We start from the raw sequence: 19,712 nt of genomic DNA on the forward strand, positions 1-19,712 counted from the left end.
GTGCGGTGGCTCATTCGGCGGGGATGGCGGTGGGGGCGTTCTGGACCGGCACCACCCGACCGTCTTGCTTCTTGCCGAGGCGGACGACGTTCTTGGGCAGCTCCACGGGCAAGGGCGGCGCCTCGTACGCGCGGAGCTTCGCCCCTAGCTCCTCGATCTGGTCGTTCAAGGACGGATCCGTGCGCTTCAGGGCGTCGAGCTGGCGGCGCTTGAGCTCGAGCAGCTCCAGGCGCTTCCTGTCGATGGCGACCTCGAGCTCCCGGCGCTTGCTGGACAAGTCTTCCAGCCGCTCCTGCTGCAAGCGCAGCGAGTGGGCGTAGGTCTTGACGCGGATCTTGATGCTGCCGCCGGGCTTGTTGGCGTCCAGGTCGTGCAGCGCTGCCGCCGGGGTCTTGGCGGTCTGCAAGATGGTGTCGATGAGGCCGTAGGTCGGCGCGTCGTGGCCGCACTTGAAGCTCGAGAGATCGAGCACCGCGACGTTCGGGTGGCGCGCGGCGAAGGTCGCCGCCCAGACCTTCTGGGTGCTGTTGGCCGAGTAGTTCTCGGGCCAGACGTGGCCGAGCTCGAGCGGGTGCTTCATGCGGCCGTCGTTCAGATCCTTCTCGAAGAAGCGACCCAGCCACTTCGGGTCCTTGGGGATCGAGCGGATGCTCAGGATCGGGTAGCCGAGCACCTGGAACTCTTCCGGGATGCCGTGGTTCAGGCCGGGGTCGGAGTGATAGGGCCGGTTGATCACCAGGATGGCGATGCGGTCCTCGTGCTCGACGGTCTCGAGGATGGCGAGGCCCTTGTCCTGGAGGTCGTCCTCGAACGCCTGGAGCGCCTTCCAGCCTTCGCGGGCGGCGTGATCGCTCTCGTCCTCCGTCAGGCCCAGGCACGGTCCCCAGGTCTCGAACATCCGCTTGGCGAGCAAGGTCGGCTCGGTGAACGAGAGCGCCGGGTCCAGGTACTCGATGCCGCGCTGCGCGAAGAAATCGACCTCCTTGGTGAAGGCCGCCTTCATCACGTCCGGCGTGCCGGCCACGATGGGGCACGAGGCGTTGTCCATCGTGTCCTTCACGAAGTTCGGCACGTGCGTGAGGATGGGGAAGAAGATGTGCGTCAGCGGCTTGTCCCGCTCCGGCTCGTGCTTGCGGAAGAGCAGGTTGTGGACGTGCGCCTGCACCACCTTGCTGGGGAAGCAGGGATCCACGGAGCCGTATTTCCCGCCCTCGACCCACATCTCCTCGTTGGTCGGCTCGCTGAACACCACGTTCTGCTTGGGCACGCCCAGCGCCTCGAAGTAGGTGCGGAAGAACGGGGCGGTGGAGTACATGTTGAGCACGCGCGGCATGCCGATGCGCGCGCGCTTGCGCGCCTCCCAGGCCTCGCGGCTGGAGCGCTGGAACGGGCGCGTGAAGGTCTCGCGCTTCACGCGCAGGAGGCCGCGCTTGACGCGCACGTCCTCGAGCGGTGAGCCCGCCTCGGGCATCGGCTCCGGCTCGTAGAAGTGCTGGAACGCGCGCCGCGCCTCGTACTCCACCAGGTTGGGGAAGGCGGCGGCGATCTTCTTGCGCTCGGCGACCAGCGAGAGCATCGCCTCCTTGCTCTCGACGGTGCCCTTCTCGCAAGAAAAGCCGGAGATGTAGCGCGCGGTCGAGCCGTCCGGGCGCTTGGCGTCGATGAAGGTGCGCTTGCACTCGTTGGCGCAGAAGTGACACACCGTCTCTTCGTCGTTCTTGGTGGTGTAGTCCAGGGCGAGCAGGCCCTCCACGCCGATGAAGCGCGAGGTGCCGCTGCGCTTGAAGCGGCGCAGGGTCTCCATCGCGGCGCCGATGGCACCGGCCTCACCGGTATGGGGGTGGACGTACACCTCGGCGTCCGGGACGCGCTGCTTGATGTAGTCGACCTGCGCCTTTACGGCCGCCATGTTGTACTGCGTGCCGCCCTGGAGCACGAACTTGCGCCCCAGGGACGCCAGCCGCGGGATCTGCACCACGTATTGCCAGACGTTCTTCGGCAGCACCTGGGCGAGGCCCGCGAGCAGCTCCTCCTTCTGGAAGCCCTCCTTCTGGAAGTTCACCCGATCGGTGTCCAGGAACACCGCGCAGCCGTAGGAGAACTTCGGCGCGAGCTCCGCCTTGAAGGCGTTCTCCGCGTAGGCCGTGACCGGCAGGCCGAACTGATCGGCCATGGCCTGGAGCAGCATGCCGTTGCCGGCGCTGCAGCTGTTCGAGAGCTTGAAGTTCTGGATGTCGCCGTTCTTCATGAACAGGACCTTGATGTCCTGCCCGCCGATGTCGCAGATCACGTCCACGTCACCGAAGTAGTGGACCGCGCTCATCATGTGCGCGACGGTCTCGACGACGTTCACGTCCGCCAACACGCACTCGTCGAGCACGTCGGCGGCGTAACCGGTGGCGCCGAAGCCCAGGCAGTCGAGCTTGGCGCCTTGCCCCTCGATCTGCTCCTTCAGGTTCTGGACCAGCTCCTTGGCGTCCTTGATCGGGTTGCCCTTGGAGAGCTGATAGGCCTTGGCCAGGATGGTCCCGTCCTCGTCCACCAGCACGGCCTTGCTGCTGGTCGAGCCGCCGTCCAGGCCAATCACGGCGCGCACGACCTGCCCCGGCTCGAGGCGTGCGGGCTCGAACTTCGGCACGCGGTAGGTCTCGACGAACTCGCTGGTCTCCTGCTCGCCCGCGGAGAGCGGGGGCCCAGCCTGCTCGCCCAGGCGCGCGCGGCGGCCGTGGGTGATGAAGTCGCGCAGCGCCTCGACGCCGGCGAAGCGGCCCGCGTCGCCCCCTTCGCTCATGCCGTAGGCCGCGGCGCCGAAGGCGGCGTAGAGGTCGCTCTTCTCGGGGACGAAGATCTGCTCCTCGATGGGCACGTCCTTCGGGTAGTCGTAGCCGCGGTCGCGCCAGGTCTCCGGGATGCGCTTCTGCCAGCACTCCTTCAGGAAGGGCAGGTAGGTGTTCGGTCCACCGAGCAAGAGCACGCGACCCTTCAGCGTGTTGCCCCGGGTCAAGACCGACAGGTTCTGGAGCACGATGGCGTCCGCCAGGGAGTTCAGCACCTCGTCCTTGGGGATGCCGGCCTTCACCAGGTTGACGATGTCCGTCTCGGCGAACACGCCGCACTTGGCCGCGACGTGGTGCAGCTTGCTGTCGTCGAAGTGCAGCGAAGTGGCGAAGCCCGGCTCGGCCCCGACTTTGATCATGCACTTGTCGATGGTGGCGCCGGTGCCGCTGGCGCACTTGTCGTTCATGGAGGCGAGAGCGGTCTTCTGCCCGCTGTTCTTGTCCTCCTTGAACATGATGATCTTGGCGTCTTGTCCGCCGAGCTCGATGACGCTGAGCACGTCGGGGTGCTTGCGCTCCACGGCCAGCGTCACCGCGTTGACCTCCTGAACGAACTTCCCGCCGGTGGGCGGAGCCAGGGGTCCCGCGCCGGAGCCGGTCAGGAAGATGCGCCAGCGGTCCGCCGGTTGATCGGGGAACGCCGCCAGGATGGCCTCGAGCAACTCGAGCACCTTCTCGGGCTGCTTGGTGTGGTGGCGTTGATAGTCGTGCCAGAGGATGTCGAGCGTGTCGGGGTGCAGGACCACCGCCTTGACGGTGGTGGAGCCGACGTCCATGCCGATGACCAGTTCGTGCACGTTCATGTTTCGCTTTCCGGAGAAGCCATGCGTCGCGAAATTCCAGCCCCCGGCTGACTGACGCTGGCGTCAGTGTACGGATCGGGACCGGTTGGGCAAGACCCGAAGACCCGGGCTGCGCCGTCTCGGAACGCAACACCGGCCAAAGCCCTGAGAATGCGCTGGACTTCAGCTCAGGCCTCCGGGCCGGCCGGGACCCGACGTCCCCAACCGGAACCTGACGGCGGTGTCACTGCCTGCGCGCGAGGAAGGCGCGGAGGCGGCCCGGGGCCGCGTAGACTCGGCGGGTATGCGACTCGCTCGCGCTGCCCTCCTGGCGCCGCTCCTGCTGCTCGCGGCTTGCGGCGACGACGACCCGACGTCCCAGGAGGAGTTCGCGTCGCGTTACGCCGATCTGATCTGTCCGCGCCTATCACCCTGCTGCCAGGCCACGGGCCAGCAGAACGACGTCAGCGCGTGCAAGCGCTTCATCAAGCTGCTCTCGGGGACGTCCAGTGGCACCAAGTTCAACCAGGAGGCCGCCGACGCCTGCCTCGCCGCGCTGGCCGACTGGAGCTGCGCCGAGCAAGAGCCCGATGTTTGCGACAACGTGCTCTCGGGGACCGTCGCTCCCGGCGGGAGCTGCGACTCCAACACCGACTGCGCGGCGCCGGTGCAGGGCGGCGTCACTTGCCACCTCGACTACGCGAGCGGGAGCCCGAAGGGCACCTGCAAGGTCGAGCCCATCCCCGCCGCGGGTCAGCCGTGCGGTGCGGAGTCGAGCACCGCCACCGAGCACTTCGTGTGCGATCAGGATCCCGCCTTCTTCTGCGACTCGGGCACTTGCAAGGCGAAGGCCGCGGTGGGACAGGCGTGCGAGGGCTATGGCGCCTGCGTCCCGGACGCTTACTGCGACACCAGCGGCACTTGCGTCGGGCTCTCCAAGGTGGGCGAGAGCTGCGGAGTCGGGTGCGTCGAGGGCGCCTACTGCGGCCCCGACGGCTGCACGAAGAAGAAGGCCATGGGGGAGCCCTGCCAGAGCTGGGACGAGTGCCAGGGCAGCTGCGACACCGAGAGCGGCAAGTGCCGGCCCACCTCGACCATCTGCTTCAACGCCGACTGAAACGACCATGGCCCGCGCACGAGAGAAGAAACGCGACTCCGCCGCGGTCCGCGGGCGTGGCAAGCACCGGACGGCGGCCTCCAAGGCCGAGCGCCGCTCGCACATCCTGGCCGCGGCCCGCGACGTGTTCGCGAAGCGCGGCTACCACCAGGCCACCATCGACGACATCGTCGCCGAGACCGGGGTCGCCCGCGGCACCTTCTACCTGTACTTCGAGGACAAGCGCGCGGTGTTCTCGGATCTGATGGACCGCTTCTTCACCGCGCTGACCATGGCCATCAACCGCATCGACGTCGCGCCCTCGGCGGCGCCCGTCGCCGAGCAGGCCCGCGCCAACATCCGCGCCATCATCGGCATGTGCCTGTCCGACCGAGCGATGACCAAGATCCTGCTCTCCGACGCGCACGGCGTCGATCCCGCGTTCGACCGCAAGCTCGCCACCTTCTACGACGCGGTCGTGCAGCTCTTGACCGACAGCCTGCGCGACGGCCAGAAGCTCGGCATCGTGGCCGACGGCGAGCCTCGTGTCATGGCGTACCTGACCATCGGCGCGCTCAAGGAGCTGCTCTACCAGGCGGTCACGCTGGGGCTCGCCGAAGAGAGCGCGGAGGTCCTGACCTCGCAGATCTTCGACTTCGTGAGCCAGGGGTACCTGCGGGTCCATCCAAGGGAGCCCCGCGGGCGGAAGGCGCGCTGAGTGCCCGCCCTCATCTCCGCTCGCCACCTGGTGGATCGGCTGCGCCATCCCGCGGCGCGCGCGGATCAACTGCGCGAGCTCAGGCTGCGGCTCGAGCGCCAGCGGAGCGCGCCCGACGCGAGCCGCGAGGAGCGCGCGCTGGCAGAAGAGCTGCGCGAGCTGCGCGAGCGGCTGACTCGCGCGGTGGGCCGCGTTCGCTCGTGCAGCGGCTGCGCGGTCGGGCACCCCGAGCCCTTCGGTCACTGGGCGGGCGGCCACTGCTGCGGGGGTCGCACCGAAGAGATCTTCAGCGACGCCGAGCTCGCGGCGCTCGCCCTCGCGGGCACCACGCCGGGACGCCTGACACCGCCCCACGCCGAGGTCGCCGGCTGCGTCTTCCGGGGACCGAGCGGCTGCTCACTCACGGTGCGCGACCGGCCGAACGTGTGCGTGAGCCACATCTGCCGCGAGCTCCTGGCCGAGCTCGCCGAGCGCGAGGACCGGCGCGAGATCGCCGCCCTGAAAGCGGAGCTCGTGCGCACGTTCGAGCGCTTCGCCAGGTTGCGCGGGGGCTGACTCACGGCTTGGGCGCGAGCTGCACCAGCGCCGGATCGCCTTTTGGCGGAGCCGTGATGCTGAGCAGGCCCGCGCTCTGTTCCGTCGAACAACCGTCGCAAGTGACCACGACGCCGGCGGGGTAGACGCGGGTCGGAACGCTGACGAGCGTGGGCGCCTTCACGGCAGCGTCGGCGTGCCAGGACAGCGTGAACACGCGGGTCACCGCATCGAAGTCCCAAGACAGCGGATCGCCGGCGACGAAGACCGGCGCGGGGCGGATCAGCACGTCCTCCAAGACCGGCTTCGGGCTCTGGTCGTCGTTCAGCATGCCGTAGCCGCCGCTGTTGGCGTCGTACGCCCAGTAGACGCTCGCGGCGGCGACGGCAGCGAACCCGTCGTAGCTCGCGTCCATGTACTCGGTGATGCCCGGCGAGCTGCTGGTGCCGCCGTATTCGCCGATCCAGAGCGCGGCGTCGAGCGCGCGGGCCTCCTCCGCCAGCGACTCGATGTTCTTGATCAGCGCGGCGCGCGCGGCCGGATCGAAGCCGTTCCCCTGCTCGGCGGCCGCGTTGTACGAGTGTGGCGCGTAGACCACGCCGGCGAACGGGAACGGCGTGAGCCCGGTGGGACTGCCGAGGTTGCGGCTCGCGCCGGGCTCGAGGAAAGCGAGCCAGCCCGGCGCGACCTCGCGCACTGCGGGCACGAGCTTCTCGTAGAAGGGCTGGAGCTTGGTCTCCTCGAAGGCGGCCATGGTCGAGCTGCCCCAGTGCGGCTCGTTCATCGGGTCGAAGCCGACCACGGCGTCGTTGTCGGCGAGCCGCGCGGCCACCCGCCGCCAGGCCTCGATGTAGTGTTCCTGGAGCTCGTCGGAGGCGTAGAAGCCGTCCACGCAGGCCTGTACCGCGGGATCGAGGTAGTTGAAGAACCACTGCGCGGCCGGCGTGAAGGCCTGGTAGTTGGCCTCGTCGCAGGTCCAGCGCGGGGCGCCGTCGCCCCCGCCTTTCGCGAAGCCCTCGCCGTAGACGTCCTGGTGCATGTCGAGCACGACGGAGAGCCCGGCATCCCGCGCCCAGCCGACCCGCAGCGCGAGCTCGTCGAGGTAGGCCTCGTCGTACTGGCCCTTTTCTGGCTCGACCCCGGCCCACAGGACGAGGAAGCGGATGCTGCTCATGCCCCAGTGCTCGCGCAGCGCGACGTAGTCCGCCGGCTGATGGAAGCTGAAGTAGGGCGACGCCTTGTGTCCGCCGGCCAGGTTCGCTCCGCGCAAGATGGCCCGGCGGCCGTCCGGCGCGCGCACGAAGCCGTCCTTCACGCGCCAGCCCCGCGCGGGCTCCTCGGCGGGCGGATCGCTGCCGCAACCGGTGAGCGCGAGTGCCGCCAAGAGGAGCGCGGTGCGAGGCATCGTTCGCGCATTGTGACGCGCTGTGAGCCGAGTCGTCGAGGGCTGATTCACCAGCACCCGGTTGCGGCGGCACTACCGCGAGCGTGGGATAACATCGCGGACCGCCGTCGCCGGTCAGCACCTGCGTCGTCGCGGAAACCGTCGAGGCCACCGAGCCGGAGGCCACCGACGGCGGTCCAGCGTGGCGTCACCTCTACCGCTGGTACACGAACCCAGAGCGCAGCATCTGGATGTTCGCCGGCATCGATTCTCGACGTTGCTCCAGGGTCGGCCTACCCGCATCGATTCACGCCGAGCGGCATGACCTTTCCGACCGATGGCTGCTGGGAGATCCTCGCGAAGGCCGGCGAGCGCGAGCTGCGCTTCGTCCGCGCCTCGCGGCGACGCGGGGTGAGGGCGGGCCCCGCTAGGGGCACAGCCGGCGTCCGAAGATCCCTTCGCCGGGGCTCGGCTCCGTCGGCTTCGGGCAGGGTTTGTTCGCCGGGGGCTCGTTCGGCTGGTGCGGCTTGGGCTTCGCCGGCCGCGGCTCCGCGGGCTTGCCCTTGTCGGCTGCGCGCGCGGCGTTCGGCGCGAAGCTCACGCTACCCAGCGCCATCAGGACCAGAACCAAGAGAACACGCTTCACGATCGACCTCCTGGCTCGCACGGTTGCAGCGCGCGTGCCGGAGGCCCCGAGCGAGAACCAAGCGTGCTTCTCGCTCAGGGCGGCGGGGACCACCCGTCCAGCGGTCGGGTGCAGCCCACCGGCGCGGCGCTCAGCGGCGCGCGCTCCAGTCGAAGGCCCAGATCCCCGCGCACGGGACGTTGACGGGCTTCTCGGCACTGCCGTCGGCTTTGTTGGTGTGGAGCTTGCCGTTGTAGTGGTAGAGCACCGAGGCGCCGTCGGACGAGACGAGGAGCTTCGCCAAGTCGAACTGGACGAGCGAGGCCAGCCAAGCCACCTCGCCGACCTTCGAGCCGTTCGAGGCATCGACGATGACCATCTTGCGGGTCGTGTCGTTGAACTGGACCAGCAGCTGGTTGTCCGCGGTCCAGGGCACGACGCCGCCGATGACCGCCGTGGTGGCGGGTTTCAGGTCGTAGCCCTGAGCGCTCCCCGCGGTCGCGGGGTTGGCGAGGTAGACCTTGTTCTCGGTACCGGTCGCCGGCCCGTAGGTCACCCACGCCACGCGGTCGCTCCTGAGCCAGATCGGGTCGCCGGCTGCGGAGTACGACGGGAAGGTCACCTTCTGCGTCGAGTCGGAGAGCAGCGTCACCGTCTGCTCGCCGGTACCACCGCCGCTACCGGCGCCGCGCAGCACGACCTTCGTCACATTCGGGTTGAGCGCCCAGCGAGTCTTGCCCAGCATGGTGAAGCCGAGGTCGTTGCCGATCTTGGCGCCGTTGATGCCGACGACGGCGGGCTTGTACACGTTCCCCGCCGTGGTCCCGAGCTGCGCGAGCAGGGTGGTCTCGTCGATCCAGGCGATGGGCTTGCCGTCGAAGGTCCCGACGTCTGCTTTGGTGGCGACGTCCACGATGTGAGTCTTCGACGCTCCGGCACCGGTGCCGCTCTCGGTGTGGGCGACGTAGGTCCCCTTGGCGTTGATGGCGACCTCGCCTGCCTGGGTCGCGTTGAGGAGGAAGCTCGTGTCCGCGCCCACGTCCACGATGTGCAGGCCCGGCGTGCTGCCCCCGAAAGGCCCGCACGAAACCACGGCCTTCCCCGGCCCGGAAGCGCCGCCGCCACCGGTACCGCCGGCGCCGCCGGTGCTGCCGTCTGAGCCATCGCCCCGCCGCTGCTGCCCGTCAGCCGCTGGCGCTCTGCGCCGGCGCTCCCGCCTGTTGCGTGCCGCTGTTACGGCGCTGCCGTTCGCCGAGCCACCACTGCCGCTTATGCCGCTGCTACACCCGCCGCCCCCGAGCCGCCGCTGCCTCCGCCCGAGCTGCCGCCGGACCCGCCGCCGTCGTCGCTGCCACAGCCAATCGCGAGACCCGCGAGCACCATCAACGTCCAGCCTGCACCAGTGAATCGAGTCATCGAGCTTCCTCCAGGTCGTTCCCGAAACCCTTCTCGCTATCACAGGCCCGGCCAGAGGATCAACGGGCTCGAGCGCGGCGAATGACACTTCTCAGGCGAGCTCAGGCGAGCCGCGTGCCCCAGTCGGCGCGGTCCAAGCGGTAGACCGCGCAGTCGTCCAGCCCGAAGCGACGCCGCTCGACGAAGCGAAACCCGAGCCGTTCGTAGAACCGGAGCGCTCGGGTGTTGGACGCGAGCGGGTCGATGATCACGGCGTGGACGTCGGGCGGCTCGAAGCAGCGCTCGAGCGCGAGCTGCATCATGCGCGTGCCGAAGCCCAGGCCGAGGTCTGCCTCGTCCCCGATCCAGATGTCGATGGCGCGGAGGCCGGCAGGGCAGTCCCCCCAGTAGTGGCTCTCCTCCCGCGCGGGGTCGACGATCTGGACGAAGCCGATGGGACGACCGTCGAGCTCGGCGATCAGCTGCTCGCGCCAGTCGGGCGCCTTGGCGAGCTCCTGCTCCCAACCCCAGTCGTCGTTGGGATCGGACTCGACCACGTGCGGCTGCTCGTCCCAGTGGCGAAGCAGCGCGAGGTCGTCGAGCGTGGCGGGTCGCAGGCGCATGGCTCGCACGGAGGTGTTGGGCGAGCGCGCCGCGAGCGGAAGGGCCTCGAGCGCCCGGTGCTGCAAGTGTTGCGCGAACGACGCGCCACGAACGGCCTCCGGGCGGGCACGCGATTTGCTGGTTCTTGGGGCAAACGTCATGCGCTTCTCGTTCGGAGCTACCCTCGCTCTCCTGCTCTCGGCCTGCGCCGGTGGCGGCGCAGGCGGCGGCGGCAACGGGACGCGCACCGGGTTCGCGGGACTCTGGCAGTACCAGGAAGGCTCGTTCAGCTTCGTCAATTGCTACACCACCTCGACCACCGTGCCGCTCGCGAAGAACGGCTTCCAGATCGTCGAGGAGGCCGGCAAGCTGGTGCGCGTCAACCCCGACGGCTGCCGCTTCAGCGTCGTCCAGACCACCGCCTTGCACGCCAGCGGCGTGGCCGGCGAGCAGTGTACCGTGAATGGGACCGACCCCTACGGCGACCCCCTGGTCACGCGCTACCAGCTCGGCAGCCTGCTGATGGAGCTCCGACCCGACGACCAGTCGGAGATGATCGAGGTGTTCCAGCTCGGCAGCGTGCAGACCAGCAGCCTGGGCACGTTCAACTGCGAGATCTCGGGCAACAACAGCCTCGATCGCGGACCCTGACCCGCGCACCGGTTGCGGCAAGAGCCGCCCGACCGGCAGTTCGTGCCGCGGTTCTATAAGCGCCAGTTGTTCGCGTGCCCGGCGGTCGCCAACGTACGATCTCGCCGAGCCGTCATGCCCGATGAGCCGAGAGGGAGCTGCGTCGTCCGCGCCGTGGCCTTCGACTTCGAGAAGAAGGCCGAGCGCTCCATCGAGCTCTCGGAGATGAAGGCCGAGATGGCCGCGGGGCGCTTCGTCTGGGTGGACATCGACCTCGCCGACCCCGTGGAGGCCCGCGCGCTCTTGGCCGAGCTGGGGCTCTTCAGCGACGAGATCGTCGAGGACGCGCTGACTCGGGAGCCGGCCAGCCAGACCGCGCGCTACGACGGCTACCTGCACTTCGTCGTGTCGGGGTGTCGCTTGATCGGCCGGCACTTCGACCTCGAGCGCGTGGACTGCGTGATCAGCGAGCGCTTCTTCTTCACCCTCCACCGCGGGTCCGTGGCGTTCCTGGAGGCGCTGAAGAAGGACTACTCCCAGGACTTCGTGTCCTTCGCCCGCAGCCCGAGCTTCTTGATCTACGAGATCTGGGATCACCTGACCGACAACTACCTGTCGGTCCAGAAGCGCTTCGAGGAGCGCGTGGAGGTCCTGCAATCGGAGCTGATGCGGGAGGTGGACGACAAGGTGTTCGCCTCCGTCTCCGAGCTGGGCGCGGACCTCCTGCACTTCCGCAAGGTCGTGCTGCCGGCCCGGGCGGTGCTCACGGATCTGTCCACGCGCCGTTCGCTCTACGTCAGCGAGGCCACTCAGCCCTTCCTGGCCAACATGGTCGGCACGCTCGAGCGCGTGCTGCAAGATCTGCTGGTGGACCGCGACGTGCTCTCGAACTCGCTGAACCTCTACATGTCCATCGTGCAGCACCGCACGAACGAGGTGATGAAGAAGCTGACGGTGGTCAGCGTGATCTTCCTGCCCCTGACCTTCTTGTGCGGCGTCTACGGCATGAACTTCGAGCACCTGCCCGAGCTCAAGTGGACCTACGGCTACGGGCTGTTCTGGGCGGTGGCCCTCGGCATCGTCGGCTTCATCACGTTCATTTCGCACCGCGCAAAGCTGCTCTGAGGGCGCACCTGCTACCACGCTGGGCGGTTGACGAGGCTCGCGGTCTCTGGTGATCCTCGTCGCCATGCGAACGATCCTCGGTAGTGCGCTCATCGTCGTCGTCTCCCTGCTCGGCTTCGCGTGCTCGAGCGAAGCCGGCGATCCCGCGCCCGGCGGCGGCAGCGATCGCCAAAAGCCGGTCGGCTGCTCCGGCAAGTGCGACTCGCCAACCGACGTGTTCGTCAGCCCCTACGTGGCGGACGTCGCCAAGATGAACGCCATCTGGCCGGGCCAGCCGGCGATGACCAAGGTGGAGGACGCCTACACCGTGTTGGTCGATCTGGGGCAAGCGAAGTTCCCGGCGCCCACGCACCTGTTCGGCGCGCCGGTCAACGTGATCCCGTACTCCAACGAGGACGGCGTCACGGACGCTGCCGGCAAGACCGTCGAGCGCGGCGACTCCGGCGTGGCGAAGGCGTTCCCGCGCGGCGTGGTGGGCTACGCCATCAAGCACCATCGCCCCGAGCACCGCACGCTCTCGCCCCAGGACATCGCGGCCAACATGAAGGAGCAGGTGAAGCTCCAGGACACCCACATCGAGATCGTGGTGGGCGTGTCGCGCGACGGGCAGGCGGGGGCGATCACGCTGAACAACCCCCAGACCTACGAGCAGGGGTTCTTCGGCACGCCGCAGTACTCGATGGTGTTCGTGAAGCCGGACTGGCCGAGCTACCTGAGCGCCGGCCAGATCAAGGCGTTCAACGACAACGTCCGCACCATGATCGCGGCCTTCAACACCGTGAGCGACTTCCCGGGCGACTACAACGGCGGCGACCCGCTGGCGGCCCACGACATCCCGCGGCTCCGCGAGCACGTGAAGCAGATGGTCCTGGCCGTGACCGGCGACGCCGCGGCGCAGGACTTCTTCAAGGACAAGGCGAACCTGGTCTACTGCGCCGAGCTCGCGTTCCTGGGCACCAGCGCCGGGCTGCACTTCCCGCTCAACGACGCCACCATGGTGCCGCTGGTCGGACAGGCGCCGTGGGACGCCTTCAAGGCCGAGGTGGAGAAGCACAACGCCGGGCAGACCTCGGCCTTCACCACGCTGAACAAGAACCAGCGGGCGAAATACGTCGATCTGGCGCTGGCGCCGGCGGACCTCGCGGCCATGCCCAGCTACTCGTCGAACGCCGCCGACGCGCAGAAGTTGGCGTTCAAGCCGATGACGATGGCCGACATCCTGCAACACTTCCTGCGCACCCACGTGCCCCGCGAGCAGCTGGGGGAGCAGATGGCGCCGGTGCAAGGGCAGCTGCTCGAGCAGATGAAGCCGGGCGTGCTGGAGGCCATGGCCATGGATCAGCTGCCGGCGACGGATCCGAAGCGGGTGGCGGTGGAGCAGCTGTTCGACGCGCTCGTCGCGGTGGTCAAGAAGAGCTACGCCAGCTACGCGGAGTTCCAGGCGGCCCTCGAGCCGCTGATGGAGCAGGCGCGCAAGGTCACCGGACCGCGCGATGACACCGGCACCGGGTACTTCGTGCCGCCGAGCCTCCTGCACGTGGTAGCTCAGGGCAAGCACCCGGGCGGCCTGATCGGGCTCAAGTACGTCGGCCACGGCATCCACTGGTCCGCGGTCAGCTTGCCCGCCGCGCCGCCCCCGGCGGATCCGAACGACAACGGCTCGCTGAACGTGGTGCCGGGGAACAACCCCTACGCCAAGAGCTGCCGCTCGTCCTGCGGCGGCTCGTCACCGGACGGCTCCTGCTGGTGCGACGCCTCCTGCGCCGAGTACGGCGACTGCTGCGCGGACAAGGCCGAGGTCTGCCAGTAGGTCGAGCGCTCAGTCACAACCGACGGCCACCGCGAGCGCCCGACAGATCTCGCTCATCTTCTCCGGCCGCACGCTCCCGACGAGCCGGGAGAGATCTTGCTGCCTGACGGTCTGGACGTTCGCGAGGTTGGCGCAGCAAGGGCCCTTCAGGCCGTCCTCCACGCCGAGCTCGACCTCGGTCGGCGCGCCGTGAGCCGAGCTGGTGATGGGTACCAGCGTGGCCGTCTGAAGCACGTCGAGCAAGACCTGGCGACTCAGCACCAGGACCGGGCGCCGTTTGTCCGGGGCGCGAAAGGCGTAGAGGCGAACCTCTCCACGTTTCACTTCTCGGGCCACGCCTGTCCTTCCAGCATGCCTTCGACCTCAGCGAGGAGCTCGGGCGCTCGGCCCGAGAACGTCTGGCGGATGCGTTGGTCCACGTCCCGCCGGCGCTTCGCCTCGAGGTAGAGCAAAACCGCGTCGCGAATGAACGCTGAACGACCCTCTTGCTTGGTCTTGGGGTCCCGATCGATGCGCGCGAGGAGCTCCCGGTCCATGGAGATCTGAACCGCCTTGGCGCTCATGTTGGGAGTGTCGTACATGAAACGTGTTGTGCCAACCCAACAGCTGGCTACCCGCTGAAAACACGGAAATCCCCGGCCTCCTCCGGCCCGGCTTGACCGTCGCAGTCGGGGGTAGCAGATGGCAGGGGCCATGGAATTCGGCTCGCGCTGGCCCAACGCGCTCTCCCTCGCGTTCGTTGAGGAGCTCTACGCGGCTTGGGCCGCCGATCCGAGCTCGGTCTCGGAGGACTGGCGGACCTACTTCGCGTCGCTCAGAAACGGCGACGCGAGACCGCGCCTGGGACCGAGCTTCTCCCCGCACAGCGTGTTCAACCCAGGCAATGGTGCGAGCACCGGGCCGAGCGACGTCTCCGAGGCCGTCGTCCGACAGGACCGGCTCGACCAGCTGATCCGCGCGTACCGCGTGCGCGGGCACATGATGGCCAAGCTGGATCCGCTGGGGCTGCCGCGCGCGCGGCAGCCGGAGCTCGAGCCCGAGTTCTACGGCCTCGGCGCCGACGACCTCGATCGCAAGTTCAGCGTACGCACGCTCACGGCCGCGCCGGTGCTCACCCTGCGCGAGATCCTCGATCTGCTCCGCAACACCTACTGCCGCTCGATCGGCGCGCAGTTCATGCACATCGACGACCTGGGGGTGAAGAACTGGCTCCAGGAGCGGATGGAGGGCACGCAGAACCACATCCGACTCGGCCGCGACGAGCAGCTCCGCATCCTGACCAAGCTGACGGACGCGGTGATGTTCGAGGAGTTCGTGCAGAAGAAGTACCTGGGCGCGAAGAGCTTCTCGCTCGAGGGCTCGGAGAGCCTGATCCCGCTGTTGATGTTCGCCATCGAGCGGGCCAGCGAGCACGGCGTGGACGAGATCGTGCTCGGCATGGCGCACCGCGGGCGGCTCAACGTGCTCTGCAACATCATGGGCAAGAGCGCGCGGGCCATCTTCCGCGAGTTCGACGATCGCGACCCGCAGCTCTTCCTGGGCAGCGGCGACGTCAAGTACCACATGGGCTACAGCAGCGACTGGACCACGGCCGCCGGGCGCAAGGTCCACCTGTCGCTGTGCTTCAACCCCAGCCACCTGGAGTACGTGAACCCGGTCGTCTTGGGCCGTGTCCGCGCCAAGCAGGATCGCAGCGGAGACGCGGAGCGCGAGCGCAAGCTGGGCATCCTGATCCACGGGGACGCGGCCTTCGCCGGCGAGGGCGTCGTGCAGGAGACGCTGAACCTGAGCCAGCTCGAGGGTTATCGCACCGGCGGCACCATCCACGTGATCGTGAACAACCAGATCGGCTTCACCACGCCGCCGGCGCAGAGCCGCTCCACGACCTACGCGACGGACGTCGCCAAGATGTTGCAGAGCCCGATCTTCCACGTGAACGGCGAGGATCCCGAGGCGGTGGCGCAGGTGGTGCACCTGGCCATGGACTTCCGCAGCGAGTACCAGCGCGACGTCGTCATCGACATGTACGGCTACCGGCGACTGGGCCACAACGAGGGCGACGAGCCGGCGTTCACGCAGCCCTTGCTCTACGCCGCCATCGCCGAGCGAAAGAGAGTGCGGGACGGCTACCTGGAGCACCTGCTGGCGCTCGGCGGGGTGACGCGCGAGGAGGCCGACCGCGTCGAGGTCGAGCGCCGAGAGCACCTGGAGCGAGAGCTGTCGCAGGCGCGCAAGAGCGACTTCATGCGCCGGGAGGACTGGCTGGGCGGCTACTGGCAGGGCTTCTCCGGCGGCCTGGAAGAAGAGGTGCGCGAGGTCTCCACCTGCTTCGACCGCGAGCGGCTCGCGGAGCTCTTGGCCGCGCAGACGAAGCTGCCCGCGGGCTTCCACCCGCACAAGAAGATCGAGCGCTTGCTCGAGCAGCGGCGCGAGATGGCCGAAGGCAAGCGCGCGCTCGACTGGGGCGCGGCCGAGCTCAGCGCCTTCGCGACGTTGGTCACCAGCGGCCTGCGCGTGCGCTTGACGGGCCAGGACGCCGAGCGCGGCACGTTCAGCCATCGGCACTCGGTGCTGCACGACGTCGAGGACGGCCACACCTTCATGCCGCTCGCGTCCCTGACCCAGGATCAGGCGCCGATCGAGATCGTGAACAGCGCGCTCTCGGAGGTGGGAGTGCTCGGCTTCGAGTACGGCTACAGCCTGGACTGGCCCGACGGCCTCACGCTGTGGGAGGCGCAGTTCGGCGACTTCGCCAACGCGGGGCAGGTGATCATCGATCAGTTCCTGGTCAGCGCCGAGGACAAGTGGAAGCGCCTCTCCGGTCTGGTGCTGCTCCTGCCTCACGGCTTCGAGGGGCAGGGCCCCGAGCACTCGAGCGCGCGCCTGGAGCGATTTCTGGTGCTCGCCGCCGAGGACAACATCCAGGTCGTGCAGCCCAGCACGCCCGCCCAGTACTTCCACGTTCTGCGGCGGCAGGTGCTTCGGCCGTGGCGCAAGCCCCTGATCGTGTTCACTCCGAAGAGCCTGCTCCGGCACCCGCGCTGCGTGAGCTCCCTGGACGACTGCGCGAAGGGCGGATTCTCTCGGGTGATCGGCGATCCCGCCGTCGAGCCGGACGGGGTCTCGCGGGTGCTTCTGTGCAGCGGACGCATCTACTACGATCTCTTGCAGCGCCGCGAGGAGCTCGGGCGAAAGGACGTCGCGATCGTGCGCATCGAGCAGTTCTACCCGCTCTCCGCAGCCTTGGTTCGGGAAGAGCTCGAGCCCTTCCGGGAGGGGACGCCCGTGGTCTGGGTGCAGGACGAGCCGAACAACATGGGCGCCTGGCGTCACCTCCGGGCTCGCTTCGGCGAGCGCATGTTCGAGCGTCACCCGTTCTCCGTCCTGTGCCGGGCGGAGTCCGCGAGCCCGGCTACCGGGTCTCCGAGCGCGCACAAGCTCGAGCAGCAAGAGATCCTAGAGAAGGCCTTCGCCACTACCTGACCGAGAAAGGCAAGAGCAGGATGCCCGTCGAACTGAAGGTGCCCAGCGTGGGCGAGTCGATCACCGACGTGTTGATCGGGGAGTGGTTGAAGTCGGTCGGCGACAACGTGAAGAAGGACGAGATCCTGGTGATGATCGAGACCGACAAGGTCACGGTCGAGCTGCCGGCGCCCGTGGCCGGCGTGCTGAGCGAGATCCGCGTGCAGAACGGCCAGGCGGCCCGGGTCGGCGACGTGATCGGCGCCATCGACGAGGCCACGATGGTGGCCGAAGCGCCCCCGCCCGCTCCGCCCAGAGCCGCGGTGGCCCCGCCGGTAGCCACCCCGGTCCCGGTCACGCCCAGCGTGGAGCCCGCCCCGAAGAGCGTGCGCGCCGAGAGCGTGCCGCCGGAGGGCTTCGCACGGGTGATGCCCGCCGCGCGCCGTGCCCTGGCGGAGAGCGGTGTGGCCGCCTCCGACGTGACGCCGACCGGCCCCGGCGGACGCCTGCTCAAAGAGGACGTGCTCCGCGCCCGGCCGGCGGAGCCCGCGCCCGCTCCCGCGGCCGCTCGCCAGCCGGCGCCCAGCTCGACCCCCGGTCGAGAAGAGGAGGTCGTCGCAATGACGCCGATGCGCAAGCGCATCGCCGAGCGCCTGGTGGAGTCGCTGCAAACGAGCGCGCAGCTCACCACCTTCAACGAGGTGGACATGAGCGCCGTGTTCGCGCTGCGCAAGGAGCTCCAGGAGCGCTTCCAGGCGAAGTACGCCATCAAGCTCGGCATAGTGTCTTTCTTCGTGAAGGCAGCCATCGAAGCGCTGAAGATGGTGCCGGAGGTCAACGCGGAGATCCGCGGCACCGACATCGTCTACAAGAACTACTACGACATCGGCGTGGCCGTGGGCAGCGGCAAGGGGTTGGTCGTGCCGATCATCCGCAACGCCGAGCGCCTCTCGTTCGCCCAGGTCGAGCTCGCCATCGCGGACTATGGCAAGCGCGCGCAGGAGGGCAAGCTCAAGCTGGACGAGCTCCAGGGTGGGACCTTCACCATCTCGAACGGCGGCGTCTACGGCAACCTGCTCTCGACGCCGATCATCAACCCGCCGCAGAGCGCGATCCTCGGCCTGCACGCGATCCAGGAGCGCGCAGTGGTCCGCGACGGGCAGATCGTCGCGCGCCCGATGATGTACGTGGCGATGAGCTACGACCACCGCATCATCGACGGGCGCGAGGCGGTGGGTTTCTTGAAGCGCATCAAGGAGTGCGTGGAGCAGCCCTCCCGCATCCTGCTCGAGGTGTGACGTGGGCGACCGAAGGCATGACCTGATCGTGATCGGCGGGGGGCCCGGCGGCTACGTGGCGGCGATCCGCGCCGCGCAGCTCGGGCTGGACGTCGGCTGTATCGAGAGAGAACCGGCGCTCGGTGGCACCTGCGTGCGCGTGGGCTGCATCCCCAGCAAGGTGCTGCTCGAGGCGAGCGAGCGCTACGCGGAGGCCAGGCGCGGCTTCGACGCGTTCGGGGTGAAGCTCGGCGGTGTCGAGCTCGACCTGCCCCGCATGCACAAGCGCAAAGACGACACCGTGCGGCAGCTCACCTCCGGCGTCGCGGGTCTGTTCAAGAAGAACAAAATCACCCGCTACTCCGGCAGCGGGACGCTGCTGTCGCGGGGCCGCGTTCGAGTCGAGTCGAGCGAAGGCACGAGCGAGCTCAGCGCCGAGCACGTGGTCCTCGCCACGGGCAGCAAGGTCGCGCCGCTCCGCGGCGTGGAGCTCGACGGCGATCGCATCGGTACCAGCACCGAGGCGCTCTCCTACCCGGAGGTGCCCGGCCACCTGGTGGTGATCGGCGCGGGCTTCATCGGGCTCGAGCTCGGCTCGGTGTGGCAGCGGCTGGGCGCGAAGGTCACGGTGCTCGAGTACCTGCCGCGCATCCTGCCCGGCATGGACTCGGAGATCGCGCTCACGGCGCAGAAGATCTTGTCCCGGCAGGGCCTCGAGATCCGCACCGGCACCCGCGTGACGGGCGCGCGCCGCGAGGGCGACGGCGCGCTGGTGGGCATCGACGGCGCCGAGCCCATCGCCTGCGATCGCGTGCTGCTCTCGGTCGGGCGCGTTCCGAACACGGACGGCCTCGGGCTCGAGAACGTCGGCATCGAGCTGGACGAGCGCGGGCGCATCCCGGTGGGCGCTGGCTACGTGACCCGAGTGCCGGGCATCTACGCCATCGGAGACGTGATCGCGGGGCCCATGCTCGCCCACAAGGCCAGCGAAGAGGGCGTGGCCTGCGTCGAGTACATCGTGAAGGGCTGGGGCCACGTCAACTACGACGCCATCCCGGGCGTCTGCTACACGCACCCCGAGATCGCCAGCGTCGGCAAGACCGAAGACGAGCTCATCGAGCAGCGCATCCTGTACCGCAAGGGCAGCTTCCCCTTCATGGCGAACGGGCGCGCCAAGTCCCTGGGCAGCCTCGACGGTCAGGTGAAGATCCTGGCGCATGCGGAGACCGACCGCGTGCTCGGGGTGCACATCATCGGCGCGCGCGCCGGCGAGCTGATCGCCGAGGCCGTGGCCGCCATCGAGTTCGGCGCCAGCGCCGAAGACCTCGCCCGCACCTGCCACGCGCACCCGACCTTGTCCGAGGTGATGAAGGAAGCGGCCCTGGCCGTGGACGGACGGGCGATTCACATTTGAATTCTCGTTTGGGTTCAGGC

At 68.7% G+C, this 19,712-nt stretch carries 17 protein-coding genes; 9 read left to right on the top strand and 8 right to left on the bottom strand.

Features of this window, described 5'->3' with window-relative positions:
• Positions 1-10: 10 nt before the first annotated feature.
• Entirely contained in the window at positions 11-3,640 is a 3,630-nt protein-coding gene (locus HS104_36460) for a CoA activase (protein MBE7485449.1), read from the bottom strand.
• A 283-nt stretch (positions 3,641-3,923) separates the two neighbouring features.
• Between HS104_36460 and HS104_36465 the strand changes: the two genes are divergently transcribed.
• The 3 genes from HS104_36465 to HS104_36475 are packed head-to-tail and all read left to right on the top strand — an operon-like array spanning position 3,924 to position 5,988.
• The gene (locus HS104_36465) at positions 3,924-4,736 is read left to right on the top strand and encodes a hypothetical protein (GenBank protein MBE7485450.1); all 813 of its coding nucleotides are present in this window, start codon (positions 3,924-3,926) and stop codon (positions 4,734-4,736) included.
• Positions 4,737-4,743: 7 nt separating this feature from the next.
• A complete protein-coding gene (locus HS104_36470; GenBank protein MBE7485451.1) occupies positions 4,744-5,433 on the top strand; it encodes a TetR/AcrR family transcriptional regulator in 690 nt (229 codons plus the stop codon).
• Entirely contained in the window at positions 5,434-5,988 is a 555-nt protein-coding gene (locus HS104_36475) for a hypothetical protein (protein ID MBE7485452.1), read from the top strand.
• Position 5,989: 1 nt separating this feature from the next.
• On the opposite strand, the gene HS104_36480 is transcribed toward HS104_36475, so the two are convergent.
• The 5 genes from HS104_36480 to HS104_36500 all read right to left on the bottom strand — a co-directional run bounded on the left by HS104_36480 (position 5,990) and on the right by HS104_36500 (position 9,994).
• Complete coding sequence (locus HS104_36480) at positions 5,990-7,372, bottom strand: cellulase family glycosylhydrolase (protein MBE7485453.1); 1,383 nt, start codon at positions 7,370-7,372, stop codon at positions 5,990-5,992.
• A 406-nt stretch (positions 7,373-7,778) separates the two neighbouring features.
• On the bottom strand, positions 7,779-7,997 hold the full coding sequence (locus HS104_36485) for a hypothetical protein (GenBank protein ID MBE7485454.1): 219 nt from the start codon (positions 7,995-7,997) through the stop codon (positions 7,779-7,781).
• A gap of 130 nt (positions 7,998-8,127) precedes the next feature.
• The gene (locus HS104_36490) at positions 8,128-9,069 is read right to left on the bottom strand and encodes a hypothetical protein (protein ID MBE7485455.1); all 942 of its coding nucleotides are present in this window, start codon (positions 9,067-9,069) and stop codon (positions 8,128-8,130) included.
• A gap of 176 nt (positions 9,070-9,245) precedes the next feature.
• Positions 9,246-9,392 (bottom strand): hypothetical protein, encoded by a 147-nt coding sequence (locus HS104_36495; protein MBE7485456.1) that lies wholly within the window; start codon positions 9,390-9,392, stop codon positions 9,246-9,248.
• A 101-nt stretch (positions 9,393-9,493) separates the two neighbouring features.
• Positions 9,494-9,994 (bottom strand): acetyltransferase, encoded by a 501-nt coding sequence (locus HS104_36500; protein ID MBE7485457.1) that lies wholly within the window; start codon positions 9,992-9,994, stop codon positions 9,494-9,496.
• Positions 9,995-10,133: 139 nt separating this feature from the next.
• On the opposite strand from HS104_36500, the gene HS104_36505 reads away from it, so the two are divergent.
• The 3 genes from HS104_36505 to HS104_36515 all read left to right on the top strand — a co-directional run bounded on the left by HS104_36505 (position 10,134) and on the right by HS104_36515 (position 13,539).
• On the top strand, positions 10,134-10,625 hold the full coding sequence (locus HS104_36505; GenBank protein ID MBE7485458.1) for a hypothetical protein: 492 nt from the start codon (positions 10,134-10,136) through the stop codon (positions 10,623-10,625).
• Positions 10,626-10,739: 114 nt separating this feature from the next.
• Complete coding sequence (locus HS104_36510; GenBank protein ID MBE7485459.1) at positions 10,740-11,729, top strand: magnesium transporter CorA family protein; 990 nt, start codon at positions 10,740-10,742, stop codon at positions 11,727-11,729.
• Between the two features lie 64 nt (positions 11,730-11,793).
• Positions 11,794-13,539, top strand: a complete 1,746-nt coding sequence (locus HS104_36515; protein MBE7485460.1) for a hypothetical protein — start codon at positions 11,794-11,796, stop codon at positions 13,537-13,539.
• 9 nt (positions 13,540-13,548) lie between these two features.
• Here HS104_36515 and HS104_36520 read toward each other — a convergent pair whose 3' ends face one another.
• Entirely contained in the window at positions 13,549-13,875 is a 327-nt protein-coding gene (locus tag HS104_36520; GenBank protein ID MBE7485461.1) for a type II toxin-antitoxin system PemK/MazF family toxin, read from the bottom strand.
• Positions 13,860-14,102: a ribbon-helix-helix protein, CopG family gene (locus HS104_36525; GenBank protein MBE7485462.1), complete on the bottom strand. Its 243-nt coding sequence runs from the start codon at positions 14,100-14,102 to the stop codon at positions 13,860-13,862. Before HS104_36525 ends, HS104_36520 begins: the two co-directional genes overlap by 16 nt.
• Before the next feature lie 130 nt (positions 14,103-14,232).
• Here HS104_36525 and HS104_36530 point away from each other — a divergent pair, with 130 nt between their 5' ends.
• From HS104_36530 to lpdA, 3 genes are read left to right on the top strand one after another with little or no spacing between them, the layout of a single operon-like run.
• Entirely contained in the window at positions 14,233-17,022 is a 2,790-nt protein-coding gene (locus HS104_36530; GenBank protein MBE7485463.1) for a 2-oxoglutarate dehydrogenase E1 component, read from the top strand.
• Positions 17,023-17,042: 20 nt separating this feature from the next.
• Complete coding sequence (gene odhB, locus HS104_36535) at positions 17,043-18,299, top strand: 2-oxoglutarate dehydrogenase complex dihydrolipoyllysine-residue succinyltransferase (protein MBE7485464.1); 1,257 nt, start codon at positions 17,043-17,045, stop codon at positions 18,297-18,299.
• Position 18,300: 1 nt separating this feature from the next.
• On the top strand, positions 18,301-19,692 hold the full coding sequence (gene lpdA, locus HS104_36540) for a dihydrolipoyl dehydrogenase (protein ID MBE7485465.1): 1,392 nt from the start codon (positions 18,301-18,303) through the stop codon (positions 19,690-19,692).
• Positions 19,693-19,712: the final 20 nt, after the last annotated feature.

The sequence above is a fragment of the Polyangiaceae bacterium genome (assembly GCA_015075635.1).
Taxonomy (GTDB): Bacteria; Myxococcota_A; Polyangia; order Polyangiales; family Polyangiaceae; genus JADJKB01.

Bases quoted from the DNA above. Each gene is read 5' to 3' on its own strand.
- HS104_36530 (MBE7485463.1), top strand. From the start codon at position 14,233: ATGGAATTCGGCTCGCGCTGGCCCAACGCGCTCTCCCTCGCGTTCGTT.
- HS104_36495 (MBE7485456.1), bottom strand. From the start codon at position 9,392: ATGACTCGATTCACTGGTGCAGGCTGGACGTTGATGGTGCTCGCGGGT.
- HS104_36515 (MBE7485460.1), top strand. From the start codon at position 11,794: ATGCGAACGATCCTCGGTAGTGCGCTCATCGTCGTCGTCTCCCTGCTC.
- HS104_36465 (MBE7485450.1), top strand. From the start codon at position 3,924: ATGCGACTCGCTCGCGCTGCCCTCCTGGCGCCGCTCCTGCTGCTCGCG.
- HS104_36525 (MBE7485462.1), bottom strand. From the start codon at position 14,102: ATGAGCGCCAAGGCGGTTCAGATCTCCATGGACCGGGAGCTCCTCGCG.
- HS104_36480 (MBE7485453.1), bottom strand. From the start codon at position 7,372: ATGCCTCGCACCGCGCTCCTCTTGGCGGCACTCGCGCTCACCGGTTGC.
- HS104_36500 (MBE7485457.1), bottom strand. From the start codon at position 9,994: ATGCGCCTGCGACCCGCCACGCTCGACGACCTCGCGCTGCTTCGCCAC.
- HS104_36510 (MBE7485459.1), top strand. From the start codon at position 10,740: ATGCCCGATGAGCCGAGAGGGAGCTGCGTCGTCCGCGCCGTGGCCTTC.
- HS104_36470 (MBE7485451.1), top strand. From the start codon at position 4,744: ATGGCCCGCGCACGAGAGAAGAAACGCGACTCCGCCGCGGTCCGCGGG.
- HS104_36505 (MBE7485458.1), top strand. From the start codon at position 10,134: ATGCGCTTCTCGTTCGGAGCTACCCTCGCTCTCCTGCTCTCGGCCTGC.
- odhB (MBE7485464.1), top strand. From the start codon at position 17,043: ATGCCCGTCGAACTGAAGGTGCCCAGCGTGGGCGAGTCGATCACCGAC.
- HS104_36460 (MBE7485449.1), bottom strand. From the start codon at position 3,640: ATGAACGTGCACGAACTGGTCATCGGCATGGACGTCGGCTCCACCACC.